Annotated in this window: 22 protein-coding genes; 15 read left to right on the forward strand and 7 right to left on the reverse strand. The window is 64.6% G+C overall.

The annotated features are described in order from the left end of the window. Nucleotides 1-94 precede the first annotated feature (94 nt). Together H2O77_RS14565 and H2O77_RS14570 are read left to right on the forward strand one after the other, a co-directional pair. Nucleotides 95-2,260, forward strand: coding sequence for an alkaline phosphatase D family protein (locus tag H2O77_RS14565; RefSeq protein ID WP_215823407.1), 2,166 nt, complete (start codon nucleotides 95-97; stop codon nucleotides 2,258-2,260). Then, nucleotides 2,244-3,218, forward strand: a complete 975-nt coding sequence (locus tag H2O77_RS14570; protein ID WP_240548628.1) for a histone deacetylase — start codon at nucleotides 2,244-2,246, stop codon at nucleotides 3,216-3,218. Before H2O77_RS14565 ends, H2O77_RS14570 begins: the two co-directional genes overlap by 17 nt. Before the next feature lie 135 nt (nucleotides 3,219-3,353). Here H2O77_RS14570 and H2O77_RS14575 read toward each other — a convergent pair whose 3' ends face one another. From H2O77_RS14575 to modA, 4 genes are all read right to left on the reverse strand, one after another. Next, on the reverse strand, nucleotides 3,354-4,169 hold the full coding sequence (locus H2O77_RS14575) for an MOSC N-terminal beta barrel domain-containing protein (protein ID WP_215823408.1): 816 nt from the start codon (nucleotides 4,167-4,169) through the stop codon (nucleotides 3,354-3,356). Nucleotides 4,170-4,232: 63 nt separating this feature from the next. Beyond that, entirely contained in the window at nucleotides 4,233-5,471 is a 1,239-nt protein-coding gene (gene modC / locus H2O77_RS14580) for a molybdenum ABC transporter ATP-binding protein (protein ID WP_215823409.1), read from the reverse strand. Next, nucleotides 5,464-6,156: a molybdate ABC transporter permease subunit gene (gene modB / locus H2O77_RS14585; RefSeq protein WP_043334370.1), complete on the reverse strand. Its 693-nt coding sequence runs from the start codon at nucleotides 6,154-6,156 to the stop codon at nucleotides 5,464-5,466. Before modB ends, modC begins: the two co-directional genes overlap by 8 nt. 174 nt (nucleotides 6,157-6,330) lie before the next feature. Further along, a complete protein-coding gene (gene modA, locus H2O77_RS14590; protein WP_215823410.1) occupies nucleotides 6,331-7,131 on the reverse strand; it encodes a molybdate ABC transporter substrate-binding protein in 801 nt (266 codons plus the stop codon). A 605-nt stretch (nucleotides 7,132-7,736) separates the two neighbouring features. On the opposite strand from modA, the gene H2O77_RS14595 reads away from it, so the two are divergent. After that, nucleotides 7,737-8,651 carry a LysR family transcriptional regulator gene (locus H2O77_RS14595; RefSeq protein ID WP_215823411.1) on the forward strand — a complete coding sequence of 305 codons (915 nt, stop codon included), beginning with the start codon at nucleotides 7,737-7,739 and terminating at the stop codon, nucleotides 8,649-8,651. Nucleotides 8,652-8,767: 116 nt separating this feature from the next. Here the strand turns inward: H2O77_RS14595 and H2O77_RS14600 are convergent, their stop codons facing one another. Together H2O77_RS14600 and H2O77_RS14605 are read right to left on the reverse strand one after the other, a co-directional pair. Further along, nucleotides 8,768-9,451, reverse strand: a complete 684-nt coding sequence (locus tag H2O77_RS14600; RefSeq protein ID WP_215823412.1) for a glutathione S-transferase C-terminal domain-containing protein — start codon at nucleotides 9,449-9,451, stop codon at nucleotides 8,768-8,770. A 178-nt stretch (nucleotides 9,452-9,629) separates the two neighbouring features. Then, on the reverse strand, nucleotides 9,630-10,352 hold the full coding sequence (locus tag H2O77_RS14605) for a glutathione S-transferase N-terminal domain-containing protein (protein WP_215823413.1): 723 nt from the start codon (nucleotides 10,350-10,352) through the stop codon (nucleotides 9,630-9,632). A 372-nt stretch (nucleotides 10,353-10,724) separates the two neighbouring features. On the opposite strand from H2O77_RS14605, the gene H2O77_RS14610 reads away from it, so the two are divergent. Further along, complete coding sequence (locus H2O77_RS14610) at nucleotides 10,725-12,284, forward strand: carbon-nitrogen hydrolase family protein (RefSeq protein ID WP_043334381.1); 1,560 nt, start codon at nucleotides 10,725-10,727, stop codon at nucleotides 12,282-12,284. 4 nt (nucleotides 12,285-12,288) lie between these two features. After that, nucleotides 12,289-13,134, forward strand: a complete 846-nt coding sequence (locus H2O77_RS14615; RefSeq protein WP_215823414.1) for a M90 family metallopeptidase — start codon at nucleotides 12,289-12,291, stop codon at nucleotides 13,132-13,134. 213 nt (nucleotides 13,135-13,347) lie between these two features. Here the strand turns inward: H2O77_RS14615 and H2O77_RS14620 are convergent, their stop codons facing one another. Then, nucleotides 13,348-14,271: a LysR family transcriptional regulator gene (locus H2O77_RS14620; RefSeq protein WP_054555681.1), complete on the reverse strand. Its 924-nt coding sequence runs from the start codon at nucleotides 14,269-14,271 to the stop codon at nucleotides 13,348-13,350. A gap of 237 nt (nucleotides 14,272-14,508) precedes the next feature. On the opposite strand from H2O77_RS14620, the gene H2O77_RS14625 reads away from it, so the two are divergent. From H2O77_RS14625 to H2O77_RS14670, 10 genes are all read left to right on the forward strand, one after another. Beyond that, nucleotides 14,509-15,741: a TauD/TfdA family dioxygenase gene (locus tag H2O77_RS14625; protein WP_215823415.1), complete on the forward strand. Its 1,233-nt coding sequence runs from the start codon at nucleotides 14,509-14,511 to the stop codon at nucleotides 15,739-15,741. Between the two features lie 131 nt (nucleotides 15,742-15,872). Continuing rightward, nucleotides 15,873-17,075, forward strand: a complete 1,203-nt coding sequence (locus tag H2O77_RS14630) for a GGDEF domain-containing protein (protein WP_215823416.1) — start codon at nucleotides 15,873-15,875, stop codon at nucleotides 17,073-17,075. A gap of 171 nt (nucleotides 17,076-17,246) precedes the next feature. Further along, the gene (locus tag H2O77_RS14635; protein ID WP_215823417.1) at nucleotides 17,247-17,804 is read left to right on the forward strand and encodes a lipocalin family protein; all 558 of its coding nucleotides are present in this window, start codon (nucleotides 17,247-17,249) and stop codon (nucleotides 17,802-17,804) included. A 287-nt stretch (nucleotides 17,805-18,091) separates the two neighbouring features. Further along, nucleotides 18,092-18,910 (forward strand): DUF1338 domain-containing protein, encoded by an 819-nt coding sequence (locus H2O77_RS14640; protein ID WP_043334387.1) that lies wholly within the window; start codon nucleotides 18,092-18,094, stop codon nucleotides 18,908-18,910. Then, nucleotides 18,907-19,929 carry a succinylglutamate desuccinylase gene (locus tag H2O77_RS14645; RefSeq protein ID WP_215823418.1) on the forward strand — a complete coding sequence of 341 codons (1,023 nt, stop codon included), beginning with the start codon at nucleotides 18,907-18,909 and terminating at the stop codon, nucleotides 19,927-19,929. Before H2O77_RS14640 ends, H2O77_RS14645 begins: the two co-directional genes overlap by 4 nt. Before the next feature lie 600 nt (nucleotides 19,930-20,529). Then, entirely contained in the window at nucleotides 20,530-21,312 is a 783-nt protein-coding gene (locus H2O77_RS14650) for an ATP-binding cassette domain-containing protein (RefSeq protein ID WP_043334393.1), read from the forward strand. Between the two features lie 188 nt (nucleotides 21,313-21,500). Further along, nucleotides 21,501-22,325, forward strand: a complete 825-nt coding sequence (locus tag H2O77_RS14655) for a transporter substrate-binding domain-containing protein (protein ID WP_215823419.1) — start codon at nucleotides 21,501-21,503, stop codon at nucleotides 22,323-22,325. Between the two features lie 41 nt (nucleotides 22,326-22,366). Further along, a complete protein-coding gene (locus tag H2O77_RS14660; RefSeq protein ID WP_043334396.1) occupies nucleotides 22,367-23,083 on the forward strand; it encodes an ABC transporter permease in 717 nt (238 codons plus the stop codon). Nucleotides 23,084-23,124: 41 nt separating this feature from the next. After that, nucleotides 23,125-23,877, forward strand: a complete 753-nt coding sequence (locus tag H2O77_RS14665; protein WP_054555763.1) for an ABC transporter permease — start codon at nucleotides 23,125-23,127, stop codon at nucleotides 23,875-23,877. A 249-nt stretch (nucleotides 23,878-24,126) separates the two neighbouring features. Then, nucleotides 24,127-24,891 carry a transporter substrate-binding domain-containing protein gene (locus H2O77_RS14670; protein ID WP_215823420.1) on the forward strand — a complete coding sequence of 255 codons (765 nt, stop codon included), beginning with the start codon at nucleotides 24,127-24,129 and terminating at the stop codon, nucleotides 24,889-24,891. Nucleotides 24,892-24,934: the final 43 nt, after the last annotated feature.

A 24,934-nucleotide genomic window follows, 5' to 3' on the forward strand; every position in this document is an offset into this window, starting at 1 on the left:
GCGTTCGTCGCCTGTTCCGCTGTTGCTTGTTAAGCGTCAGCTGATAATAGTCAGCTGACCGCTATCCGTCTCCACCTGCCATCGAGCCTGCTTCATGTCTGCCACTTCGTCCGCTTCGCTGCCTGCCAACGGCTCTCCCACACCGACTGCTGCCCTGCCCCGCGTGCTGGCAGGCCCGATATTGCGACGTGTCACCGCCGAGAGCGTGATGCTGTGGCTGGTGACCTCTCGCCCACAGCAGGCGCGGGTGTGGCTGCTGCCGGGGCAGGACGCGACGCCTCCCACGCGAGGTGAGGATGGCCTGCCGACAGCACCGAGCTGTCGGCTGACGGAGCATCTGGCGATGCCGCTGGGGGAGCACGCCTGGCTGCTGTTGATCGAAGCGCATCCCGACACGCCCTTGCCCGCCGACTGCGCCATCGCCTACGAGCTGGGCCTGGCGGAGCCGTCAGCGACAACGGCAACGGCAACGGCAACGGCAACGGAAGCGTCAGCGACAGACACGCCCGAATGGCAGGGCATCGCCGACTGGGCGCCACAGATCTGCTACCCCGGTGAAAGCCTGCCGCGCTTTCGACTGCCGTCACGCCTGACGCGTGTCGCGCATGGCAGCTGCCGCAAGCCGCATCACGGCTTGAGTGACGACGAGCAGCAGGCGCAGCAGAGTGCAGAAGACGCTGCGTCGACCGATCGCCTTGAGACGCCGCCGCCCAAGGGCCCGGGTGGCGACGGACTGGTGGCGCTGGATCGCTGGTTGAGCGAGCGTCGTCACAGCGTCGCCGAGTGGCCGGAGGTGATGCTGTTCACCGGCGATCAGATCTACGCCGACGATGTCGCGGGGCCGATGCTGGGCGCGATCGATCAACTGATCGCGGGGCTGGGGTTGCCGGAGGAGACGCTGATGGAGGCCGAGGTCTCCGACACTCGCGAGCTGCGCCAGCACCCCTCGCACCTCTACCATCGCCCACAGCTGCTGCCGGACATGCCGGCCAATGAAGGTGTGGCCGCCAGCTTCTTCGGTGCCAAGCGCAAGCCCATCTTCACCTCCACCGGTGCCGACAACCATCTGATCGGCCTGTCGGAAGTCATCGCCATGTACCTGCTGGTGTGGTCTGACGTGCCGTGGGAGGCGCTGGGCATCACGCTGGAAGATCCCTCGGCGCTCGAGGGCCATGACGACGCCACCCGCGAGCGCCATGCCACCGAGGCCCGCCATCTGCGGCGCTTCTGTGGCGGACTCGGTCAGGTTCGTCGCCTGCTGGCCAATGTGCCCAGCCTGATGATCTTCGATGACCACGATGTCACCGATGACTGGAACCTCAGCGCCGCCTGGGAAGAAGCCGCCTATGGCCACCCCTTCTCGCGCCGCATCATCGGCAATGCGCTGACCGGCTATCTGCTGTGTCAGGCCGCCGGCAACGGGCCGGAGCCACTGGCAGAGCTGCTGGAGGAGACCCGGGCGCTGTTCACTCATGCCCTGACTGGCACTGACAAGGCCGCAGACGGCCATTTCGATGTCGAGCGTCAGGAGGCGTTGATCGCTCACCTGCATCGCTGCGAGAGCTGGGATTATCAGCTCGACACCACGCCGCCGCTGATCGTGGCCGATACGCGCACCCGCCGCTGGCGCAGCGAGCGCAAGCTCTCGCATCCCTCGGGGCTGATGGACTGGGAGGCGCTGAGCGAGCTCCAGCAACGCCTGGTCGGCCATCCGGCCGTGGTGCTGGTGTCCCCGGCGCCGATGTTCGGCGTCAAGCTGATCGAGAGCATCCAGAAGCTGTTCACGCTGGCGGGCAAGCCGTTGATGGTCGATGCCGAGAACTGGATGGCGCATCGCGGCGCGGCCAGCGTGATGCTCAACATCTTCCGCCACTCGCGCACGCCGCAGAACTTCGTGATCCTGTCCGGCGATGTGCACTACTCCTTCGCCTACGACGTGCGCCTCAAGCATCGCCGTTCGAGCCCGAGCATCTGGCAGATCACCAGCAGCGGCATCCGCAATCGCTTCCCGGTCAGCCTGCTGGATGTGCTCGACCGTCTCAATCGCTGGCTGTACGCCCCGCGCTCACCGCTCAATCTGCTGACACGCCGGCGCAACATGCGCGTCACGCCGCGCCGTCACGACGCGGCCAGTCAGGGCGAACGCCTGCTGAACGCCTGCGGCATCGGGCTGGTCGACCTGGACAGCGATGGCCGCCCCACCGCCATCCGCCAGCTGACCACTGACGGGCAGGAGGTGCACTTTGTGCCCCGTCGCTGATGCCCACTGCCCGCCGCTGGCGCTGATTCACCATCCCGGCTATCGGATAGCGCTGCCCGAGAAGCATCCCTTCCCGATGGACAAGTTCAGCGTGCTCAAGCGTCTGCTCGACCGCCAGCTGGCCGACTGCGCCTCGGCCGTCGACTGGGTGACGCCCCAGCCCGCCGAGGAGGACGACCTGCTCAGCGTGCATACCCGCCGCTATGTGCATGATTTTCTCACTGGCACCCTGAGCGCGCAGGCTCAGCGGCGCAGCGGTTTCGTGTGGAGCGAGGCACTGCGCGAGCGCAGCGTGCTGGCCGTGGGCGGCACCCTGACCACCGTACGCGAAGCGCTCAAGCGCGGGCTGGCCTGCAATACCGCGGGCGGCACCCATCACGCCCACCCGGAGGCCGCCAGCGGCTATTGCCTGCTCAACGACATCGGCGTGGCGGCGCATCAGGCGCTGGAGGACGGCGTGAAGCGCGTGCTGATCGTCGATCTCGATGTGCATCAAGGCGATGGCACGGCGTTGATCTTCGCCGACGAGCCGCGGGTCTTCACGCTGTCACTGCATGCCGAGAGCAACTTCCCGGCGCGCAAGCAGCAAAGTGACCTGGATGTACCCTTGCCCAGGGGCATGGGCGATGCGGACTATCTGGCGGTACTGGAGCGTACACTTGAGGAGGTGCTGGCGCGGGTACGCCCGCAGCTGGTGATCTTCGATGCCGGTGTCGACCCGCATGCCGCGGACAGGCTCGGCCATCTCGAGTTGAGCGACAGCGGCCTCTACCACCGCGAGCGACATGTCATCCAGCGCTGTCGCGCGGCGGGCGCCGCCGTGGCCTGCGTGATCGGCGGCGGCTATGACCGCGATATCGAGGCGCTGGCATGGCGTCACAGCCAGCTGCACCGTGCGGCGCTGGATGTCTGGCGCGAGGCGCATGGCCAACCTGCCCTGTTCGGGCCGCCGGGCTGAGCTTGCATACCGTCGTGCCTACCGTATTGCCAAGCGCCTCGCCTACTGTCTTGCCAAGCGCCCCTCAACGAAAACGCCCGCCATCGAGGATGGCGGGCGTTTGGGTTCAGGCCTGTAGGCAAGATGCCAGCGACATCACTTGAAGGCGGTGACTTCCACCTCGTCGCCGACACGCAAGGTAGGCTTGCGCGAGGGATCGAGCGCGACGAGATTGTAGCCGAAGTGCACCTGGCCATCCGCGAAGCGGCGCACCTGGGCCAGCGTCTTGAGCGGCTCGCCGTCGCCACGCTTATCGCCCGTCGCCGGGTCGACATTGACCATCGCACAGCGGGTGCAGGAGGACACCAGCGTGAAGCGTGCCTCACCGATGCGCACTTCCTGCCAGCCATCCTCGGCCCATGCCTCGGCGCCGCTGATCACCAGATTGGGCCGAAACTGATCCATGCCATGGTCCGCACTCGGGGTCTGGGCGTTGAGCGCCGCCAACGAAGCCTGATTGGCCAGCAACAGCGGGAAGCCATCGGCGGCGCTGACGCGCTGCGCGATGATCTCGCGATAGCGCTCCGAGCGCTCGCCCAACCAGCTGAGCCTGACCGGCATGCCGACCTGCTCACTCAGCCAGGCATCAGCCTCAAAGCTCACGCTCAAGGCAGTGAACCGATCGGCCCACACCTGGATGTCGAGACGCTCGGCCTGGTCATCGGTGGCAAAGCTGACGCTGCCGCATTCGGGGCGGTCCAGATGCCACAGTCGCCACTGGCCGCTGGCGTCTTCGCGCAAGGCCAGTCGCTGCAGCTGGGGATGCGTGCGCGCGGTGACGAACTTGCCGCGCGCCGCGACCACCACGAAGCGGCGGTCCTGGGTGAGGCCTTCCTCGCCGAGCGTCGCTGTCTCAAGCGCCTCAGCGGCGCCGGACTTGAGGGGATAGCGCCACAGGTGGGTCAACTGCATGAGAGGTTTCCTTGCCAGAGTCCATCAATTCGAGAAGTCAGCGAACGGTGCGTACGAGCGGTATCAGCTCGCAGGCGAGGCAGAGCCTGCGTCATTTGGCGCCTTGGCCTGTGCGGTATCTGTCTGTGTCGCATTCGGCTGGGCCGCACTCGGCTGGGCCGCATTCACCACAGGGATGTCGTCATCCATGGCGTCCAGGCTGATCACGTCGGGGCCCGAGAGCGCCACGCTGGAAATCAGCGCCTTGACGCCCAGCCCGACCTTGAGGCCCAGCTCCTGACACACCAGACGATCGACTCGCGCCCTCACCCGCTGGCCGGCGATGCCCAGCACCAGCTCGGCGCTGGCATGGCCGCGCTCGCTCTCGATCTCGTGGATCACGGCCGGCAAGGCATTGCGCAGGCTGGTATGGGTCGGCGTCTCCAGCGCGATGCTGATGTCACGTGCCCGCAGCCGCAGTCGCACACGACGCCCCACCGGCATCGCCAGCCGCGCCAGCTTGAGGCTCAGCCCGGCGCCCAGCCCCAGACGCGTCAGCTGCCAGTCATCATCGTGCGACAGCACCTCGGCGGTCAGCAGCGAGCCCGCTTCGAAGCGGCCGGTCTGCGGTGCCAGGTCCAGCCGTGACAGCATGTCACCGATCTCGCCGCTGGCGGTGATGCGGCCGTTGTCCACCAGCGCCAGACGGTCGGCGACCGCGAACAGCTCGCGGGTGTCATGACTGACGAACAGGATCGGGATCTCGATCTCGCGCGCCAGCCGCGCAATGTAGTGCAGCAGCTCCTGCTTGCGCGCGCCGTCGAGGCCGGTCAGCGGCTCATCCAGCAACAGCATGCGCGGGCGTGACAGCAGGGCGCGGCCGATCGCGACACGTCGCGCCTCGCCACCGGACAGCTGGCCGGGCATGCGCGACAGCAGGTCCTCGATGCCCAGCAGCGTGACCATCTCATGCAGGCGTGACTGATTCTGTTGGCGCTGGGCAGGCGTCAGGGCGCGCGGCATGCCGTAGCGGAGGTTGCCGCGCACGCTGTAGTGCGGAAACAGGCGCGGCTCCTGGAAGACGACCCCGAGCCTGCGACGATGCGCCGGCACGAAGATATCGTTCTCGCCGCCCGTCAGGCACTCGCCGTCCAGGCGCAGATGGCCATGGTCGGGACGTTCGAGACCTGCGATCAGGCGCAGGATGGTGGTCTTGCCGCTGCCGGAGCGCCCGAAGAGCGCCGTGACGCCGCGCGCCGGCACCTTGAGCGTGGCATCCAGCGTGAAGGCGCCCTGCTGACGATGGAGGTGGAAATCAAGCATCACGCCCCTCCATGCGCAGTCGCGCGCGACGTGCCAGCCATTCGGAGGCCAGCAGCGACAGCATCGCGATGACGACGGCGATGGCGCACAGCCTGGCCGCGGCGCCTTCCTGGCCCGGGGTCTGGATCAGGGTATAGAGCGCCAACGGCAGCGTGCGGGTCTCACCGGGAATATTGGCGGCGAAGGTGATGGTGGCACCGAACTCCGACAGTGCGCGCGCGAAGGCCAGCATGCCGCCGGTGAGAATGCCCGGCAGCGCCAGCGGCATGGTCACCGTGAACAGCACGCGCAGCGGGTTGGCGCCCAGGGTGCGGGCCGCTGCCTCCAGCCCCGGATCGATGGCCTCCAGTGACAGGCGCATCGCGCGCACCATCAGCGGAAAGGCCATCACCGCCGCCGCCAGCGCCGCGCCCTGCCAGGTGAAGGGCAGCACGATATCGACCTTGGCCAGCCACTGGCCGATGGCACCATTGCGCCCGAAGGTGACCAGCAACAGATAACCGACCACCACGGGCGGCAACACCAGCGGCAGATGCAGCAGACCATCGACCAGCGCCTTGCCACGAAACTCACGTCGCGCCAGCCACCAGGCCGCCGCAAAACCGGGAATCAGGCTCAGGCCGACCGCGACGCAAGCCACCTTGAGGCTCAGGCTCAGGGCTTCCCATTCCAGCGCACTCAGCATGGATCTTCCTCAGACGAAGACAGGTTCTCGCACATGACGTGACGCGAAGCGCCGGCGGACAGCCCTGCCCGCCTTGATCACGCCGATGTGACAGCAGGCTCCCAGTGTAGCGGCCTCATCTTGTCGATGACATGCCAGCGTATGACGCAAGGCACCTCGACGCTGATCCAGCGGCTAGTCGGCCTCTGGCTGCGCAGCAGGAGCCTGATGGGCGAGCGTGCTGAAGCCGAAGCGATGGAAGATGGCGCCGGCCTCGTTGCTGGACAGCCAGGCCGCGAAGGCCTCAGCCTGTGTCGACGGCGCATCACCGCCACGACTGATCAAGGCGGCAGGATAGTGGATGGGGTCATGGCTGCTGTCCGGCAGCAGGCCGATCTGATGCACCCGATGGCTGATGGCGGCGTCGGTGGCATAGACGATCCCCAGCGGGGCCTCGCCATGCTCGACCAGTGCCAGCGCGGCGCGCACGTCCTCGGCGCTGGCCAGGCGCGAGCGCAGCGTCTGCCATTGCCCCAGCGCTTCCAGCGACTGACGCGCATAGATGCCCGCGGGCACGTGGTCGGGGTCGCCGACGGCCAGGCGAGTGTTGCTGCCAGTGGCGGCGAGGCGCTCGGCTACATCAGTGACATCCTCGGCATTGCTGACACTGGCGTCCAGCTGGCTGGGGCCGGGCGCGACCAGCGCGAGACGGTTGCCCAGCAGGTCGTGACGGCCGGTGACAACGATGCCGGCCTGCTGCTCCAGCCAGTCCATCCAGCGCTCATTGGCCGACAGATACAGCTGCGCCGGAGCCCCATTGGCCAGCTGACGCGCCAGGGTCGAGGACGAGGCGTAGACCGGCATGATGTCCACGTCGGCGAGACGCTCGTAGCGCGCCTCGATGGCATCCAGCGCATCATGCAGCGAGGCGGCGGCCATGACACGAATCTGGGGGCGCTCGTCTGCCTGAGCGGGCGCGGCCAGCAGTGCCAGCATCAACGGGGCCGCCAGGCTGGCGCCTCTCAACAGCGCTGATGAAGAAGATAGCGCTGATGAAGAAGATAGCGCTGATGAAGGCGTTGGCGCTGATGACGCAAGCCGTAGCGGAGAGGCAAGCAAGGCGGCCCGGGCGCGCAAGCGGGTAGCGAATGACATCTACAGGGTCCTTGAACAGTGAGACGCAGCGACGAGGCCTGCTGCGCATTGATCTCGCCATGATGCCGCGCTCGCTCGCCATGTGCATCTCATGTGGGCGCAATTGCCGCGCGGGGCGCGGAAACCGCCAACCCTGATTGTCGAACGCCAGCGGCATGAGGCTCACTTGAGGCACGCTGGCTGCCTATCAGCGCCCGTCTGCCATCAGCCACGGGCAGGACAGCGGAAGCCGCCGGCTGGCGGATATTTCGCCGCATCCGGCTACAGGCAAACGCGAATCACTCACATGTATGCCATTCGCTCGACCAGATCGGCTACAATGCTGGCCAAAATGGCAGGGAGACGCTGGCCCACACCCCAGCAACGACGCGATTCCTGCTTTCATGCTTTCTTTCACGCTATTTGCCGCTTCAACGGCAGACAACAGCGGCGGGTGCCACCAAGTCATGCCTCCAGTACTTGACGAATTTCAGGGCCTCAGTGCCTTCGATGCCATCATGCGCTACGGCAATCTGGGCGCAGGAGCCGAGCATCTCGGTATCTCCAAGTCCACGCTCAGCCGCCGGATCAGCCATCTCGAACACCAGCTCAGCCAGCCACTGCTGCATCGTCAGGCCAACCGCCTGATTCCCACCGAGGCCGGCACGCTGTTCTATCAGTATTGCCAGCAGATGCTGTCGCTGGGCGAGCGCTCGCAGATCGCGCTGGATGAACTGCGCGAGGAGATCAGCGGTGATATCACCGTCAGCGCGCACCCGCACTTCCTGCGTGGCTGGTTCAATCATGTGCTGACCGACTTCATCGAAGAGTATCCGGGCATTCGCCTGACCCTGACCGCCAACCACCTGCCGCCGTCACGTGATGACGACCAGGTAATGCTGTGGCTATGGGAAGGTCCGGTCAAGGACACCGGGCTGCGCGAGGAGATACTGGGCCATCAGCAGCAGCACCTCTACGCGCATCCCGAGTATCTGGCGCGGCACGGTCATCCTCGCCATCCCAGCGAGCTGACCTCCCATGACTGGGTCAACCTGATCGACCGCCATCATCCCAATCTGGTGCTCAACCACCCCGAGGAAGGCGAGTATCGCCTGAGCCTGCCGCCATCACGCTTCACGGTCGACAACGTGGTGGTGCATGCCGACCATATCGCGCACGGCGCTGGTATCGGCCTGCTGCCGGACTACCATGTGCGTACCCGGGCGACGGCGCACCCGGGACAGTTCGAGGCCTGCCTGCCCGAGTGGAAGGGGCCGTCGATTCCGGTCAGCCTGCACTATCCCTTCGGCCATCCGCCGCGCAAGCTCGGCGCGCTGCTCGACCATATCCGCCGTCGTGTGCCGACGGACTGGACCCGCTGACCAGTCGGCCTGACAGCGCTTCGGGCCGTTCAGCAGTTGCTTCAAACTTCTCAGCTTCACGACTTCTCAGTTCCACAATTTCATGACTTCACAGCGGCACTGACCGTTCGTCAGGATTACTGGCCGAACAGATGACGGCGCGCTTCCTCATCCATCGCCACATTGGCGGCCGGATTGATGTCATCGATACGCGCCATCGCCCGCTTGACGCCATCACGCGCGGCGATGCGGGCACGATAGGCGGCGACCGCCGGGAAGCGCGTCAGATCGATCTCCTGCTTCTCGGCCTTCAGCCACGGCCAGATGGCCATGTCGGCGATGCTCAACTCATCCCCCGCCACGAAGTCACGCTCCGCAAGCTGGCGCTCCAGCACGCCATACAGGCGCTCGCCTTCCTTGTGATAGCGCTCGATGGCGTACTCCACCGGCTCTGGCGCGTAGTGCTTGAAGTGATGCACCTGACCCAGCATCGGCCCCAGGCCACCCATCTGCCAGTGCAACCACTGCAGCACATCATTACGCGCGCGCGTCTCGCGCGGCAGGAACTTGCCGCACTTGTCGGCCAGATACTCCAGAATCGCACCGGACTCGAACACCGAGATCGGCTCACCGCCATCACCGGGCGCATGATCGACGATCGCCGGCATGCGATTGTTGGGCGAGATGGCCAGAAACTCCGGCGCGAACTGCTCCCCCTTGCTGATATTCACCGGAATGAGGCGATACTCGAGACCGGCTTCCTCCAGAAAGATCGTGATCTTGTGGCCGTTGGGCGTGGTCCAGTAGTACAGATCAATCATCTGTGGGCTCCTGTGCAAGGACATAGCAAAATGGCTCGAACGCCCATGAGCGTTCGAGCCATCGAGGAGATCATGCTCATCGCCAGGCCCCTCGTGCAGCCTTTCACCAGGGGCATTGCGAGCATGTTCTTTACTGCAGCCGTTACTGCGGGCGTTACTGCGGACGTTACTGAAGGTGTTATGACTGCGGAATCTCGCTGGCACGCGGCGCCTTGCGCGCCATGCCGTCGTGCAGGTCCATCATGCGCTCACGCCACTGCACCAGCGGGTCGCTCGCGTCTTCCGTCTCGCCGAAGGGCGAGGTATCGGAGACGATGTGTGCCCAGATGAAGAAGCCGAAGACCAGGTAATCCGCCGCCGCCGGGGCATCGCCATCCATGAAGGGCTGATTGGCGAGCAGGCCACGCAGCGGCTTGAAGGCGCTGTCCAGGATGCCGCGTGCGGCCTCGACGTTGTTGAATTCCTCGAAGGGCATGCCGAAGCGGGCTTCGCGGCTGGTGCGGAAGTACTCGCGGTCATCCGGGTGGATGGCCGCCAGCAGATCCAGCGCCACCAGGCGGAAGAAGCCGACCGCCATGACCTGCTCGGTATACACCTTGACGAAGTTCAGGCGTGCCTCGGCATGTGCATCGCCGATCAGCAGGCCATCGCCGCTGTCCGGGTAATGCGCGTCCAGATGCTTGAAGATGTCATAGCTGTCCATCGCCACGCCGTGAGCATCCTTGAGCACCGGCACCGTGGTGGAATCGCAGAAGTCGATCGGGCTCTTGTCGGTGAACAGCATCGGCACGAGTTCGGCCGCAAGGCCCTTGTGGGCGAGTGCCAGACGCGCACGCCAGCAGAATGGCGAGAAACGCAGGCGGTCATCACGGCCACGCAATTCATGGAGTACTGGGGTCATGCGGGTCTCCTTGGGTGTCATTGAGGTCTGGTGTCACTAAGGCCTGGTGTCATTGAGGCTTGATATGAACGGCATGACTTCGCTGCGCGCGCCCTGCCCTTGGCATTGTTTTGGACGTTGTGCCGCGCAAATGCAAGCAAAATGAGCATTCGTTCAACATCGCACTGAGCGCCACTCAAGGCGCGAAGGCTCGCTCACCCTTGCAGTGACGCGAGGTTGGACCCATTGATGAGGGTTGCGTGACCAGGGCCGGACATTGACCAAAGGATATTGATGACACCCGGCCTCGACAGCGCGAATAATAGGGCCTATCACTTTCGCGCCAGCCACTTCCTGCCCTGATCCCCCTCTTTCATTTTCCAAGGAGTCTCGATGTCCGTCGAAGACCTGCACCTGAACCTGCGCAACCTGCAGGAATCAGACTACCCCCAGCTCAAGCGCCTGATGGACGGCATCTACGACGACATCGGTGGCGCCTGGCCTGAGCACACCATCAACCGCCTGATCGCCGAATTCCCCGATGGCCAGATCGTGATCGAGGATGGCGAGAGGCTGGTCGGTGTCGCCCTGACGGCGCTGGTGGATTACGACGCCTTCTCCAACCCGCACAAGTACGACGACCTGATCGGCCAGCGCGAGATCATCCTCAACAAGGAGGATGGCGATGCGCTTTACGGTCTGGATGTGCTGATCGACGTCGACTACCGCGGCTATCGCCTCGGTCGCCGCCTGTACGAGGCGCGCAAGGACCTGTGCCGCTCGATGAATCTGCGCTCGATTCTGGCCGGCGGGCGCATTCCCCAGTACCACGAATACGCCGCCGAGCTCTCGCCCTCCGAGTACATCGACAAGGTGGAGCGTCGCGAGATCCATGACCCCATCCTGTCGTTCCAGCTGGCCAACGGCTTCCTGGTCAAGCGCCTGCTGCGCCAGTACCTGCCGGAAGACGAGGATTCCCAGGGCTACGCCACGCTGCTGGAGTGGAGCAACATCCTGTTCGAGCCCGCCGAGCGCGTGCTGGAAAGCCGCAAGACGATGATTCGCGTCGGCGCCGTGCAGTGGCAGATGCGCAAGTTCGACAGTGTCGAATCCGTGCTGCAACAGGTCGAGTACTACGTCGACGCCCTGTCGGATTACCAGAGTGACTTCGCCGTCTTCCCGGAGCTGTTCAACACGCCGTTGATCGGCCTTTTGGAAGACCAGAGCGACCCGGTGCGCTGCATCCGCTACCTCGCCGGCTTCACCGAGCGCTTCAAGCAGGAAATCTCGCGCATGGCGGTGGCCTACAACATCAACATCGTGGCCGGCTCCATGGTCGAGATCGGTGACGACAACGAGCTCTACAACGTCACCTACCTGTGTCACCGCGATGGCGAGATCGACCGTCAGGCCAAGCTGCACATCACGCCGCAGGAGCGCCGCGACTGGATCATCAAGGGCGGTGACGAGCTGGCCGTGTTCGAGACCGACGCCGGACGCATCGGCATGCTGATCTGCTACGACGTGGAGTTCCCGGAACTGTCGCGCCTGCTGGCCGATCAGGACATGGATATCCTGATGGTGCCGTTCTGGACCGACACCAAGAACAGCTACCTGCGCGTGCGCAACTGCGCTCAGGCGCGTGCCATCGAGAACGAATGCTACGTGGTGGTCTGCGGCAGCGTCGGCAACCTGCCGTCCATCGAAAGCCTCGACATCCAGTACGCCCAGTCAGCGGTGTTCTCGCCGTCGGACTTCTCCTTCCCGCATGACGCGGTGATGGCCGAGACCACGCCGAACACCGAGATGATCATGTTCTCGGATCTCGATCTGGAGCGTCTCAAGGTGGTGCGCAGCGAAGGCTCGGTGACCAACCTGAAGGACCGCCGCAAGGACCTCTTCGAGCTGCGTCTGCGTGACTGGTCGTGGAAGTCCGGCAGCCGTCAGGACTGAGCCGATGACGCACTGGTGGCAACGGCTGTGGCAGCGCTCCGCTCGCCACGGCCGTGACAGCTCAGCCCCCGACGCCGGCACTGTCTCGACCGCCTCCCCCACTGGCGAGACAGCGCAGGATGAGGCGTGGCAGGCAGTTTGCGAGCGCCTGCCGATCCTCGAGGGGCTCGACGCCGAGGCACTGGCGCGTCTTGAACGGCGCGCCCGCCATCAGCTGAGCGACTGGAAGCTGACCAGCGCCGAGCCGCTCGCACAGGTCGAGGCGCTGGCACTGGCCGCCCAGGCGATGCTGCTGCTCAACGGCTGGGCGCATGCCGAACGCTGGCAGGACGCCGGCGCTCGCGTGCACGAGATCATGCTGCCGCTGCAGGCCATCCGCCGTGAGGTGGAAGAGATGGATGACGCCGGTGTGGTGCATGTCTTCGAGGACACCCGCGCCGGCGAGACCTGGTATCAGGGGCCGGTGGTGGTCACCCAACAGGACCTAGCCGCCAGCGGTGACTGGAGCGGCTTCAACGTGGTGATCCATGAATTCGCCCACAAGCTCGACATGGCCAACGCCACCGATGCCGATGGCTTTCCGCCCCTGCCGCGCCATATCAGCGCGGCGGAGTGGCACGCCACCTTCACTGCCGTGTGGGATGACCTGAGCGCGCGCCTGTCACGCGGTGAGCCGACGCCCATCGATGACTACGCCGCCAGCCACCCCGCCGAATGCTTCGCCGTCTGCTGCGAGTATTTCTTCAGCGCACCGGATGAGCTCAATGCGGCCTATCCGGCGCTGTATGCCCTGCTGGAGCGCTTCTTCCAGCAGTCGCCATTGGCACGTTGCCCGCCGCCTTCCGACTGACCACGCCTGGCAGATCTGACCACACGCCTGGCAGATATGACCATCCCCTTGGCAGACAAGCCGCCAGCAAGGCGAGGAAATCGCGATAGAGAAGAGATAGCGGTCGCTCACCGCGCTGGGCACCACCTCAAGCTAACGGTATATTAATCGAAAGCGCATCAGCAGGCCCGGAACATCGATCAGCAGGGGACGCAAAAGCAACCTCTGCATCGCTCACTGTGGCTCCGCCAACAGATAATCCCAGACACGCTGCGCGGTGGGCCGCATCGGGCGTTGATTGGAGCGCACCAGCCAGAAGTTCTGCTCGGCGGGGATCGTCAGCGCGAAGACCTGCTCCAGCCCGCCATTGCCGGACGCCAGCCATTGCCGGAAATGGCCTTCATGCACCAGCGCCACCCCCATGCCGAGACGCGCCATTTCCAGCGTCATCACCTGGGTGTCACAGCTGATGGTGGAGGTCGTCTTCTCCAGCCCCAGTTGATCTGCCGCCACCAGCCAGCGCCGCCAGCCCACCGCGAAGCCTGCAGCATGCAGCAGCGTCATGCCGGCCAGGTCCGCCGCCGTGGTCAGCTGCGCGCTCAGCGCCGGACTCGCCACGACGGCCATTCTCTCCTGCCCTGCCCCGACCTGGATCGCCTCCACCTGTGGCCAGTCGCCCTGGCCGTAGCGCAGCTCGATATCCACCTGCTCGCCATCGAAGTCGCTCTGCCAGAAGGCACTGACCAGACGCAGCGCGATCTCGGGCTGGTCACGGTGGAAGTTCGCCAGCCGCGGCAACAGCCAGGCCTGCTGGCTCATCGGGGTCGCCCGCAGGCTGACAGGTGCGGCGCGCGAGGGACCGAAGACTTCCAGCGTGCCTTCCTGCAGGCGCTGGAAGCCATCCTGCAGCGCTGGCAACCAGGCCTGACCGGCCGGCGTCAGATTGAGGCTACGGGCGTGACGCACGAACAATGGCTGGCCAAGGCGGTCCTCCAGCTGGCGAATCCGCTGGCTAATGGCCGACTGGGTGACGCTCAGCTCCTCGGCGGCACGCGTGAAGCTCATCAGGCGCGCAGCGGCTTCGAAGGCCTGCAACCAGGCCAGCGGCGGCAGGGGGCGCGGCAAGGCATTCGGCGTCGTGGGGGAAGGTTCGTGCATGGCTATCTCGCGTCAGAGCATGAAGGTCAATCGCACACATTAGCTCAGCTAAGTCATGGCCGTCATATTTCGCGTTGGCCAGCCGTGATGACGAGGGGGACAATGGTCTCATTCTCGGGTCACGGCTCAGCGACACGGCTCGGCCATACGACCCAGCTACGCGGCTCAGCCATACGACCCAGCACGCGACACGCGACGGCTCACCTGCTACTGCACACACGACATAGGACGGCGCCCATGGAGACTCTCATCGCATCTGCCCCTGACACCCAAGACACTGAAGCGCCACAGGCACGCCATCAGTGGGACATGAAGGAATACCTGCCCCATCACGAGGGCGCGCCGCTGGTGAAGGCAGACCACGACGAGACCCTGGCGTCACTGGCATGGGCCAGCGGTGAGCAGACCCAACTGCCGCTGATCTGGCTGCGCGACCACTGCGCCTGCGATCTCTGCCGTCATCCGCAGACCTTCGAGCGAACCTTCATGCTGATGGACGATGCGGCCCTGACGGTGCATCAGATGCGTGTCGAGCAAGGCAATCTCGTCGTCGTCTGGCAGGACGGCCACACCAGCCGCTTCGATGCCGGCTGGTTGCTGCAACGTCGCCCGAGTGATGCACCGCCAGCCACGCCGGTCCCCGCAAGCCAGGCCTGGCAGCAGGGCCATGAACCTCATGTCACCGCCTTTGCCGACTACATGGCCGGTGGACAGGCGCGCCTGGGCTGGCTGGAAGCGCTGTGCCGCGACGGCTTCGCGATTCTGGATGCCGGCCCGACGGCAGGCGGCGAGATCGACCAGGTGGCCGCGACCATCGGCCCGATCCGCGCGACCAACTTCGGCGGCCGCTTCGAGGTCTTCTCCAAGCAGGCGCCCAACAACGCCGCCTACACGCCGATCGCACTGGAACTGCACACCGACCTGCCCAACTGGCGTCAGCCGCCGGACATCCAGATGCTCTACTGCCTGGCCAATGAGGCCGAAGGCGGTGACTCCATCTTCGGAGACGGCATGGCGGTCGCCGAAGCCCTGCGCGAGCGGGACCCGCAGGCCTTCAGGCTGCTGGCCGAGACCCCGGTGGACTTCCGCTTTGCCGACGAGACCACCGACCTGGTGGTGCGCGAGCCGGTGATCCATCTGGATGCCAACGACAAGGTCATCGAGGTGCGCTTCAACAACTGGATCCGCGACAGCCTGCGCCTGCCGCTGGAACAGATGCAGGCCTGGTACAGCGCCTATCGCCAGTACTGGAGCATCCTGCGGGAACCAGCCTTCCGCCTGCATCTCAAGCTGGAAGCCGGCCAGATGGTGGCCTTCGACAACCGCCGCGTGATGCACGGCCGCAAGTCCTTCGACCCGACGACCGGTCGCCGCCACCTGCAGGGCTGCTATGTGGATTACGACATGGTGGAATCCGCGCTGCGCGTCACGGCGCGCCAGCTGGCCGGTGCCAATCTCACTCAGTCGTGAGCACGAAAGCCCTCATGCCGCGGAGTACTTGAAATAGCGTTGAACCGCACGCAAAGGTTGCTGCGGTTCCTCCAGGGCATACCACGCAAGGCAGTGGCATCCTGAGAGTCTGGCAACTCAGGTATCGCCCCATGAATCCCATGACACTCTGCTTTGCGGATGACACCCTGGAACGACGCTATCGGCGTCGACAGATCGAGACCTCACACAAGCTCAGCCGGATCACCATCCCGCTGAGCTGTCTGCTGTTCGCGTCCTATGGGCTGATCGAGATCAGTCTGCTGGATCACTACGAGCCCTATCTGCTGCTGCGTACCAGCGTTCTGATCGGCGTGCTGGGCCTGTTTCTGCTGTCACGTCTCCCGCGTTTCCGACATCACGTCAACGGCATCCTGTGCCTGGCCTCGCTGGTGGCAGCGCTGGGGACGCTGGCGATGTTCCATGTGGGGGACAGTCACGCCGGAGAGCACCTGGTGGAGAGCCACGCCGCCGGACAGCATGAAGACGAGCATGGTGACTTCCCGGTCTACTTCGTCACCCTGATCACCGTGGTCTTCTGGACCTACACCCTGCTGGGGCTGCAGTTCGTCTATGCCATGGCCTGCGGACTGCTGATATGGATGGGCTGCACCGCCAGCTGCGCGCTGATGCATCAAGGCTCCGATGTCCTGGTGGAAGCCAACGAGGCTTTCTTCATGATGGCCGTCAATATGCTGGCGGGCATGAGCGCCTACTCGCGCGAGCGCCAGAGCCGACAACTCTTCCTGCATGAATGCCATATCACCGGTGAGCGGGACGATCTGCGCGACCATGCGATGTGCGACTCGCTCACCGGGCTGCTCAACCGGCGCGCCCTGCTGACACGCCTCGACCAGATACTCGACATCCAGACCCCCGGCACGGTGCAGGCCGCGTTGTTCATCGACCTCGATGGCTTCAAGCCGGTCAATGACCGCCATGGTCATGCCATCGGCGATGAAGTGCTGCGCATCACCGGCGAGCGCCTGGGCAACACCCTGCGCGGCAACGATATCGTCGGTCGCCTGGGCGGCGATGAATTTCTGGTGCTGATCAGCCGTGAGGGCAACGGCCGCAAGGGCCCGGAGCAGCTGGCGGAACGTCTGATCGACGCCATCAGCCGTCCCATCACGCTGGAAGTCGATGGCGAGCCGCTGATCATCGCCGTCAGCGCCAGCATCGGCATCAGCCTGTTCCCCTTCTCGGGCGCCACGCCGGAAACGGTCATCGCGCGCGCCGACAGCGCCATGTACGAGGCCAAGCAACGCGGTCGGGGCGTCGTCGTCACCGGCAATCCGCTCCGCCTGGTACTGTGACGACCGACGACCGACGTCTTGAGCATGTCGCCGCGTCACCCTCCCTCTTGAGACAGCGGCAGACGCCCCAATGAGACAAGGATGCCGTTTCGTCCTTTTTCTCATGACCCGCATCACACCAGGACGCCCCATGATTCATCAACGGGGCGTCCTGCCGTATGGAGCCTGCCAATGACACGCCTGCCGAACCTTGCCTTCTCTCTAATCGGTCTCGGTCTCCTCGGCGGCTGCGCCGGAGTCCCGTCCGGCACCCAGCCCGTCGAGGACTTCGAGCTCGAACGTTACTACGGTGAATGGCACGAGATCGCCCGCCTGCCCAACAGCTTCGAGGAGGGCCTGAGCTGCGTCAGCGCCGATTACTCGCCCCGCGAGGACGGCGGCGTGCGCGTCATCAATCGCGGCTACAACGCCGAGCAAGGGCAATGGAGCCAGGCCGAAGGTCGCGCCTACTTCACTCAGGGCAGCGAGACGGCGGCCCTCAAGGTCAGCTTCTTCGGCCCCTTCTATGGCGGCTACAACGTGCTGGCGCTGGATGACGACTATCAGTGGTCGCTGGTGGCCGGCGCCGATCGCGACTACCTGTGGATACTGGCGCGTGAGCCGCAGCTGGATGACGCCACCTACCAGGCGCTGGTCGAGCAGGCCGCCGAGCTCGGCTTCGCGACCGACGCGCTGATCAAGGTCGAACAGGGCAACGCCTGCCCCTCTCCTGATGACACTGAACGCTGACACCGAACGCTGACACCGATAGCTGACACCGAACCCGGTCCCAGGACCCAAGGCCTGACACCAAGGTCTAAGCCGGCGCGTGACGTTTATATGGTGCGGACAGCCGCTTTCATCCAACCGACCTCGCATCTTGTCACGCGCGCGTGGCTCGCCAATGGTGAGCTGACAATCTTCCGGGGTAGCGCCTCGCCGAGTGCGCTGCCCTGATGCCAATCGTTTGATGCTGTCGCCCAGTGCCAGTGACGCCTCGCTGCACTGGGCAACTCAGTTCAGAGGGAGCCCGTGCCATGGATATCCAGCAGTTCTTCAGCGCCCTGTGGGATGACTACGTCGCCATGACGCCCCAGGCCCAAAAGATCCAGGATGCCTTCATCGCTGACGGCGAGACCATCGTCAACGACCACGTCGCCTTCCGCACCTTCGATCGCGGGCCGATCACCCTGAGCGCGCTGGAACCTCACCTGCTGGCGCTGGGCTATACCCGCTTCGCGCCCTATGATTTCCGCGAGAAGAAACTGCGCGCCTTCGGCTATCTGCCGCCGTCACCCGACATGCCGCGCGTCTTCCTCTCCGAGCTGAAATGCCATGAGCTGTCCGAGCGCGCCCAGGCGATCATCGATGGGCTGGTCAGCCAGATCTCGCCGGATGCCGCCACCCAGCCCTCCGTGCTGTGGTCTGGCCGCCTGTGGAAAGCGCCCAGCTTCGAGCAGTATCAGCGCCTGATGGAAGAGAGCGAGTATGCGGCCTGGCTGTCGATCATCGGCCTGCGCGCCAACCACTTCACCATCAGCGTCAACGCGCTCAGCCATCACGACACCCTCGACAAGGTGCTGACGCGCGTCGAGTCGCTGGGCCTTGGCATCAACCCGGCCGGAGGGCGCATCAAGGGCTCGCCCGAAGTGCTGCTGGAGCAGGCCTCCACCCTCGCCGACCGCCAGACCTTCACCTTCGCCGGTGGCGAGGAGCATGAGATCTCCACCTGCTACTACGAATTCGCGCGCCGCTACCCCGATGCCGATGGCGAGCTGTATCAGGGCTTCGTGGCGGCCAGCGCCGACAAGATCTTCGAATCCACCAATGTTCGCCAGGAGCCGACTGCCTCGTGATTGCCGACTGGCTAGACCTGACACTCGAAGGCCACGCCAGCGCCCGTGGCATGGGCCGTATTCCCGGCGGTCGCTATGAGATCGTCGCGCCCGGCGTGCTGGAGATCACCCCCGACGTCACGGGGCCCAAGGCGCGCCCGTGCGTGATCTCCGCCGGCATCCACGGCAACGAGACCGCCCCCATCGAGCTGCTCGGTGAACTGATCGCGGGCCTGGAGAGCGGCCATCTGATCGTCGGGGCGCCGCTGTTGCTGATTCTGGGCAACCTGCCCGCCATCCGTACTGGCAAGCGTTTCATCACCACCAATCTCAATCGGCTGTTCAAGCGCGCCGAGGCAAGCGTCACGGGCAACGACTGTCCATCCGATGATGAGCCGGCACGCGCACGTCAGCTGATGGCGGCCGTGGACACCTTCTATGCCCGTTTCCCGCTGGCCGAGGGCACGCGCCGTCTGCACTACGACATGCACACCGCCATCCGCGACAGCCTCTATCCGCGCTTCGCGGTGGTGCCCTTCAGTGATGGCGACGCCATCAGCGCATCGCAGTGGCCGATATTGAGCGCCGCCGGCATTCAGGCCGTGCTGCACCAGCATCAGCACAGCTGGACTTTCTCGCACTATTCGCGCCACTACCATGATGCCGACGCCTTCACGCTGGAACTGGGCCAGGTACGCCCCTTCGGCGCCAACGACATGGCGGCACTCGCACCGATGAAAGCCCTGCTCGCGGCGCTGGCGACCGGCACGGCACCCGCCGAAGCAGACCCCGAGGCCATCGACTACTTCACGGTGGAAGTGGAACTGATGCGTCAGTCAGCCGACTTCACGCTGTGCTTCAGCGAGGATGTCGCCAACTTCACCGCCTTCGCCCCCGGCAGCGTGGTGGCCGAAGACGCCGCAGCTGGCCCCTGCATCATCGGCGATACGCCACTGCGGGTGGTCTTCCCCAACGCGAAGGTGGAGATAGGCGCCCGCGCCGCCCTGCTGCTGGCCGAGAGCTCGACACCGACAGACTGAGTCACCAGACACTGAACAAACCGGCACTGAGCCACAAGCGCCGGCGTTCTGCCCGCCCATCCCCCTCAGGGCGCAGCAAGATGCCGGCGCGATTGCACTGACGAAAGCCTTACTACAACGACAACAGGCGACCTTGAACATGAAGACTCCTCCCCCACGGCCGGACGGCACCCGCATGCGTCCCTGCAGGCTCCACCAAAGTCGTAACATTCCTCCACGCCAGATAGCGGTGAACCCTGCGTCGAGCTGGTAGAATCGGCCCCCTTTCCCGTCCACGACATGCAAGCACAGGCATTTTTCGCCTGTTGTAGACGGTCACTGGCAGCGAGAACGACGATCAATCGGACTGATCGTGAGGAACTGGCCATGCCCCTGACGGCATTCTCCGCCACTCCTCCCGTGCCACGCCTTGCCGCCTCATCACATCTGCGTCGTGCAAGTCTGCGAGCGGCAGTGAAAGGCAGTGCCAGGCAGCCGTGCCATGTCGGCAACGAACCTGTATCCCGAGCCCGACCGCCCCGCGGCGGACTCGTGGCGTGTCATTGCCCCCAGGGCTGGCAACGTCCGGATTGGAGTAACTGCATGACCATGAGATCTTCCGTGGCCGAGAGCCCGAGCAGCGACGCGCTGCCTCTCGAGGTCCGCAACATCACCAAGTCCTTCGGCACCAACCAGGTGCTCAAGGGCTTGTCACTGCAAGCACGCAAGGGCGATGTCATCACCCTGATCGGCGCGTCCGGTTCCGGCAAGAGCACCTTTCTGCGCTGCATGAACCTGCTGGAGCAGCCGGACGGTGGCGACATCTTCGTGCATGGCGAGCAGATCGGCTTCAAGGAAAGCCGTCGTGGCCGTGAACCGATGGACTGGCGTCAGGTCGAGCGCATGCGCGCGCGCCTGTCGATGGTGTTCCAGGGCTTCAACCTGTGGTCGCACATGACGCTGCTGGAAAATGTCATCGAGGCGCCGATCCATGTGCTCGGCAAGCCGAAGAAGGAAGCCATCGCCCACGCACGCAGTCTGCTGGACCGCGTCGGCCTGCTCGAGCGCGCCGACTACTATCCGGCGCAGATGTCCGGTGGCCAGCAGCAGCGCGGCGCCATCGCACGCGCACTGGCGATGGAGCCGGAGGTGATGCTGTTCGACGAGCCGACCTCGGCCCTCGACCCGGAACTGGTCGGTGACGTGCTCAAGGTCATGCGTGACCTGGCCGAGGAAGGCCGCACCATGGTGGTGGTGACCCACGAGATGAGCTTCGCGCGTGATGTCTCGAGCCAGGTGGTCTACCTGCATCAGGGACTGGTCGAGGAAGCCGGCAAGCCGGAAGACGTGCTGGGCAACCCCCAGTCGGAGCGCCTCAAGCAGTTCCTGGCGCCCAAGTACTGACAAAGTGCCCTGATCAGCAGCCCTGATCAACAGTACTGATGAATGGCCCTTGGCCCATCGCTGAGCCGACCGCTCGGCCTGTGGCACATCCCGGCACGGTGATCCCGTGACCGGCACATGATTCAGCACCACGAGCGCCATGCCAACGGCAAGCCTCGAGGTGTTCAAGACTTCAGGAATGACAAGTAATGAAACAGTTCGCGACACGTGCCCTGCTGGGTCTCACCCTCGGTCTCTCCAGCTTCGCCATCACTACCAGCGCCGCTCAGGCGGCCGATGTGCCGGACCCGCTGCGCCTGGGCATCGACGTGCCCTATGCGCCCTTCGGCTACAAGCTGCCCAGCGGTGAGCTGACCGGTTTCGAGATCGAACTGGGCAACGCCATCTGCGCCCAGCTCGCCACCCATTGCGAATGGACCGAGCAGGACTTCGACGGCATCATCCCGGGCCTGATGGCGCGCAAGTACGACGTCATCATGTCGGCACTGACCATCAATCCGGAGCGTGAGCGTCAGGTGCTGTTCTCCGAGCCCTACTTCACGCCGCCGTCCGGCTGGTTCGTCAAGGCGGACAGCCCGCTGGCGGGCGCGGATACCCTCGATGCCGAGGCGCTCGCGGGCAAGGTGATCGGGGTGCAGCGCGGCAACCTGCAGGATCACTACGTCACCGACCTCTACGGCCGCACGGCAGAAGTGCGCCGCTACACCAAGCTCGATGATCTGGTGCTGGACATGGACAGCGGCCGCGTCGATGTCGCCTTCCTGGACCTGCCGGTCGGTCAGGACACCCTGGTCAACGCCAACGACGGCAACTTCGTCAACACCGGCAGCGCCATCAGCGAGCCGAAGAAGTACTTCGGCGACGGCTTCGGCATCGCCATGAAGAAGCGCGACCGCGACCTCAAGAAAGCCATCGATGGTGCCCTGGAAGCGCTCAAGGCCGATGGCACGCTCAAGCGTCTCAACGACAAGTACTTCGCCAGCGCCGCCACTGCGTCCGACAACCACCAGTAAGCCGCTGAACGGGTTATTCGGCGCTTCACGGGAGATTTCCCATGATTGACCTACAAGGCTACGGGCCCAGCCTGCTGGAAGGTGCCTGGGTCACGGTGCAGCTGGCCGTGCTGGCCCAGCTGCTGGCCATCGCGCTGGGGCTATTGACGGCGACGGCCAAGATGTCGCGCTCCACGCCTCTGCGCTGGCTCGCGACGCTCTACACCACCATCATCCGCGGCGTTCCCGACATCGTGCTGATGCTGCTGCTGTTCTTCGGCGGCCAGATCGGCATCAACATGGTCACCGACTGGCTGTACGACAGCTACGACATCGACGTCTTCGTCAATGTCGATGAGTTCACTGCCGGCGTCGTCACCATCGGCTTCATCTTCGGTGCCTACATGGGTGAGACCTTCCGTGGCGCCTTCATGGCGGTGGATGCCGGGCAGATCGAGGCCGGGCGCGCCTATGGCATGAACGACTGGAAGGTCTTCAAGCGCATTCGCTTCCCGCTGATGATGCGCCACGCCCTGCCGGGGCTGGGCAACAACTGGATGGTACTGCTCAAGACCACCGCCCTGGTGTCGGTGATCGGGCTGGTCGACATGGTGCGTGTCGCCAGTGAGGCCGCCAAGGCGACCCACGAGCCCTTCACCTTCCTGTTGCCGGTCGCGGCGGGCTATCTGCTGATCGCCACCGTGTCCGAATGGGGGCTGGCACGTCTCAAGAAGCGCTATAACGCCGGATTCGGGGAGGCCAGCGCATGGAACAACTGAATGATGCAGGCTCCTCAGGCGTCATCGCCCAGCTGGGCCAGATGCTCGAGGATGCGCTGAGCGACAACTACATCTTCACCGCGACCACCCTGTGGCACTACTGGGAAGGGCTGGTCACCACCGTGCAGCTGGTATGTCTGGCGCTGCTCATCGGCCTGATACTGGCCGTACCGCTGGCGATCCTGCGCGGCTCGCGTCGTCGCTGGGTGAAGATGCCGGTCTATCTCTACACCTACGTCTTCCGGGGCACGCCGCTGCTGATCCAGCTCTATCTGATCTACTACGGCGTGGTGTTCTTCGACGGCTTCGACATCTCGCTGGGCGTGACCAGCGTGCATGTGCCCAGCATTCAGGAGACCTGGCTGTGGGATTACTTCCGTGATCCCTTCGTGCCGGCGCTGCTGGCCTTCGTGCTCAATACCGCGGCCTACACCACCGAGATCTTCCACGGTGCCATCCAGTCGACTCCCAAGGGCGAGATGGAAGCCGCCCGCGCTTACGGCATGTCACGCGCCAGGATGATGCGTCGCATCATTCTGCCCAGTGCCTTCCGCCGGGCGCTGCCGGCCTACGGCAATGAAGTCATCTTCATGCTGCATGCCAGTGCCATCTGCAGCGTGGTGACGCTTCTGGACCTCACCGGCGCCGCGCGTGACATCTACGCACGCTTCTACGCGCCCTTCGAGGCCTTCCTGTTCGTCGCCGCCATCTACCTGTGTCTGACCTTCACCATCATTGCCATATTCCGGCAACTGGAGAAACGCCTGCTGGCGCACTTGAAACCGTTAAGCTGAACGTCAAAAGCGCCCTTTGTAGGGCGCTTTTTTTATATCCTGATATAACGGCAGGAATTCATCTCGTTTAACGACCGTTTGAATTTGTCCATTGACCCTCTTCACCACAGCCTCGGTCTGGGCTAGTGTGGAGCCACTGGCATGACACGCCCCCTTATGTCCGCGGCTCAGACGGCTGGTGTTCAGGAGGGAGTGTCTGATGCCACTGATCAGCCAGTATGACCAACAACAATGATGGATGGGACTGACATGAAGAAGCTTCTGGGAATCTCCCTGCTGGGTGCAGCATTGATGGCCGGTGGCGCTCAGGCGGCCGAATCGCTGCGCATCGGCGTCGACGTGCCCTACGAGCCGATGGAATACAAGACGCCCGATGGTGAGCTGACCGGTTTCGACATCGAACTGGGCAATGCCATCTGCGCGAAGATCAACCGCGACTGCGAGTGGGTCATCCAGGCGTGGGACGGCATCATTCCCGGCCTGATGGCGCGCAAGTACGACGCCATCATGTCCTCGATGACCATCAATGAGGAGCGCCGCGAGAAGGTGCTGTTCTCCGACACCTACATCACCCCGCCGTCCGCCTGGTTCGCCCCGTCCGACAGCGAGCTGAGCGCCACCTCCCAGCAAGCCCTGGCCGGCAAGGCCATCGGCGTGCAGCGCGGCACCCTGCAGGACAACTACGTCACCGATCTCTACGGCAAGAATGCCGAGGTCAAGCGCTACACCACCGCCGATGACCTGGTACTGGACATGGAAGCGGGTCGTCTCGACATCGCCTTCCTCGACTTCCCGGTCGGCAAGTCCACCCTGATCGACGGCGGCAACGGCAACTACAAGGCCGTGGGTGAAGTGGTCACCGAGCCCAAGAAGTACTTCGGCGACGGCTTCGGTATCGCCATGCGCAAGCGTGACAAGGACCTGGCCGAGCAGATCAACGGCGCCCTGGCCGAGCTGAAGGCCGATGGCACCTACGACACCATCCACACCAAGTACTTCGGCGAGAAGCAGTAAGGTCGCGTCAAGCGGCATGCCAGCCATGCCGTGATACCTGTGC

The organism is Cobetia sp. 4B, from assembly GCF_018831605.1.
GTDB lineage: Bacteria > Pseudomonadota > Gammaproteobacteria > Pseudomonadales > Halomonadaceae > Cobetia > Cobetia amphilecti.

What these genes read in the sequence shown, in the direction of transcription:
- H2O77_RS14595 (WP_215823411.1), top strand. Translation starts at nt 7,737, where the DNA reads ATGCCTCCAGTACTTGACGAATTTCAGGGCCTCAGTGCCTTCGATGCC.
- H2O77_RS14665 (WP_054555763.1), top strand. Translation starts at nt 23,125, where the DNA reads ATGCTCGAGGATGCGCTGAGCGACAACTACATCTTCACCGCGACCACC.
- H2O77_RS14600 (WP_215823412.1), bottom strand. Translation starts at nt 9,451, where the DNA reads ATGATTGATCTGTACTACTGGACCACGCCCAACGGCCACAAGATCACG.
- H2O77_RS14615 (WP_215823414.1), top strand. Translation starts at nt 12,289, where the DNA reads ATGACGCACTGGTGGCAACGGCTGTGGCAGCGCTCCGCTCGCCACGGC.
- H2O77_RS14635 (WP_215823417.1), top strand. Translation starts at nt 17,247, where the DNA reads ATGACACGCCTGCCGAACCTTGCCTTCTCTCTAATCGGTCTCGGTCTC.
- H2O77_RS14610 (WP_043334381.1), top strand. Translation starts at nt 10,725, where the DNA reads ATGTCCGTCGAAGACCTGCACCTGAACCTGCGCAACCTGCAGGAATCA.
- H2O77_RS14620 (WP_054555681.1), bottom strand. Translation starts at nt 14,271, where the DNA reads ATGCACGAACCTTCCCCCACGACGCCGAATGCCTTGCCGCGCCCCCTG.
- H2O77_RS14660 (WP_043334396.1), top strand. Translation starts at nt 22,367, where the DNA reads ATGATTGACCTACAAGGCTACGGGCCCAGCCTGCTGGAAGGTGCCTGG.
- H2O77_RS14575 (WP_215823408.1), bottom strand. Translation starts at nt 4,169, where the DNA reads ATGCAGTTGACCCACCTGTGGCGCTATCCCCTCAAGTCCGGCGCCGCT.
- H2O77_RS14670 (WP_215823420.1), top strand. Translation starts at nt 24,127, where the DNA reads ATGAAGAAGCTTCTGGGAATCTCCCTGCTGGGTGCAGCATTGATGGCC.
- modB (WP_043334370.1), bottom strand. Translation starts at nt 6,156, where the DNA reads ATGCTGAGTGCGCTGGAATGGGAAGCCCTGAGCCTGAGCCTCAAGGTG.
- H2O77_RS14640 (WP_043334387.1), top strand. Translation starts at nt 18,092, where the DNA reads ATGGATATCCAGCAGTTCTTCAGCGCCCTGTGGGATGACTACGTCGCC.
- H2O77_RS14630 (WP_215823416.1), top strand. Translation starts at nt 15,873, where the DNA reads ATGAATCCCATGACACTCTGCTTTGCGGATGACACCCTGGAACGACGC.
- H2O77_RS14565 (WP_215823407.1), top strand. Translation starts at nt 95, where the DNA reads ATGTCTGCCACTTCGTCCGCTTCGCTGCCTGCCAACGGCTCTCCCACA.
- H2O77_RS14655 (WP_215823419.1), top strand. Translation starts at nt 21,501, where the DNA reads ATGAAACAGTTCGCGACACGTGCCCTGCTGGGTCTCACCCTCGGTCTC.
- modA (WP_215823410.1), bottom strand. Translation starts at nt 7,131, where the DNA reads ATGCTGGCACTGCTGGCCGCGCCCGCTCAGGCAGACGAGCGCCCCCAG.
- H2O77_RS14625 (WP_215823415.1), top strand. Translation starts at nt 14,509, where the DNA reads ATGGAGACTCTCATCGCATCTGCCCCTGACACCCAAGACACTGAAGCG.
- H2O77_RS14605 (WP_215823413.1), bottom strand. Translation starts at nt 10,352, where the DNA reads ATGACCCCAGTACTCCATGAATTGCGTGGCCGTGATGACCGCCTGCGT.
- modC (WP_215823409.1), bottom strand. Translation starts at nt 5,471, where the DNA reads ATGCTTGATTTCCACCTCCATCGTCAGCAGGGCGCCTTCACGCTGGAT.